1 protein-coding gene is annotated in these 1,445 nt (G+C 74.0%); it reads right to left on the reverse strand.

The genetic code is table 11. The features are described 5' to 3' along the window. Positions 1-250: 250 nt before the first annotated feature. Positions 251-1,445 (reverse strand): RluA family pseudouridine synthase (locus FV223_RS27510; protein WP_246689832.1); only part of this gene is annotated, 1,195 nt, incomplete at its 5' end.

Genomic DNA, 1,445 nt, shown 5'->3' on the forward strand with positions numbered 1-1,445 from the left:
GGGCGCCGCGGGCGCGGCCGTCGCCAGCGTCTCGGGGCCGAGCAGGCCGAGGGCGGCGAGGCAGGCCAGCGTCGTGAGCTTCATGTCGATCAGGTCTCACCACGAGGGTCGATGTCGGCCGGGTGCCCAGGGCGGATGGCCGCCGGCCCGGTGCCCTTCGAGGATATGAGCCTCGCGGGGCGGTTGCCAACCCTCGCGGCCCGCGCGGTGCACGACGGCCGGTCGCCGCCGCGATCACGAACGCTTGGCCTCACGCCTCCGGCGCGTCGACGATCGGGTCGTAGCGCGCGGCATCGAAACCGAGCAGGTTCCAGCTCTGGGCCATGTGCGGCGGCAGCGGCGCGCTCACGTCGATCGGCTTGCCGGTGCGCGGATGCGGGATCACGATCCGGCGGGCGAGCAGGTGGAGCCGGTTCTGGATGCCGCCGGGCAGCGCCCAGTTCTCGACCGAGAAGTATTTCGGGTCGCCGACGATCGGATGCCCGATATGGGCGGCATGCGCCCGCAATTGGTGCGTCCGCCCGGTCACCGGCTTGAACGACAGCCACGACACCTTCTGCGCCGCCTGGTCGACGGTGGCGTAGTAGGTCAGCGCGTGGGTGGCGCCCTCCTCGCCGTGCTGGGCGATCCGCATGCGGGCGTCGGCATCGGTCGGCTCCTCCTTGACGAGGTAGGTCGAGACCCGGCCCTGCGGCGTGCGCGGCACGCCGGCGGTGAGCGCCCAGTAGATCTTCCGGGCCGCCCGCGAGCGGAAGCTCTTGGCGAGCGTCGCCGCCGCGACCCGGGTCTTGGCGACGATCAGGCAGCCGGCGGTGTCCTTGTCGAGGCGGTGGACGAGGCGCGGCTTCTGCCCGTGTGGGCCGGCCAGCGCCTCGAGCAGCCCGTCCACGTGCCGGACGGTGCCCGAGCCGCCCTGGACCGCGAGGCCGAACGGCTTGTTCAGCACCATCATGTCCGCGTCCTCGTAGAGGATCAGCGAGCGGATGAACTCGGCGTCGTTCTGGTCCCGCACCGGGTTGCGCGGCCGGTCGGCGGGCTGGTCGAGCTTGAGCGGCGGCACCCGCACCGCCATGCCCGGCTCGAGTCGGTCGTTGGGCTTGGCGCGCTTGCCGTCGACCCGCAGCTCGCCCTTGCGGACGATGCTCTGGACCCGGGCGAAGGGCAGCTGCGGGAACCGCGCGGTGAGGAAGCGGTCGATCCGCATCCCGGCCTCGTCGGTCTCGACGGTCAGCGTCTGCACGCCGGACGCCAGCGTCGCCGAGGCCGCCGCGCGCTGCTGGCGCCGGGTCGGTCCCTCGGCGAGGGGCGCTAGCATCTCGTCGGCCGGCCGCGGACGGGTCGCCCGCGCGATCGCCGGCTTGGTACGGGACGGCTCGGCGCGGGTCTGCTCCGTCGAGGCGTGCTCCTCCAGCGCCGGGCGCCGCGGCGCGCGGGCGGGCCGGGGG

This window comes from Methylobacterium sp. WL116 (genome assembly GCF_008039455.1).
Classification (GTDB): Bacteria; Pseudomonadota; Alphaproteobacteria; order Rhizobiales; family Beijerinckiaceae; genus Methylobacterium.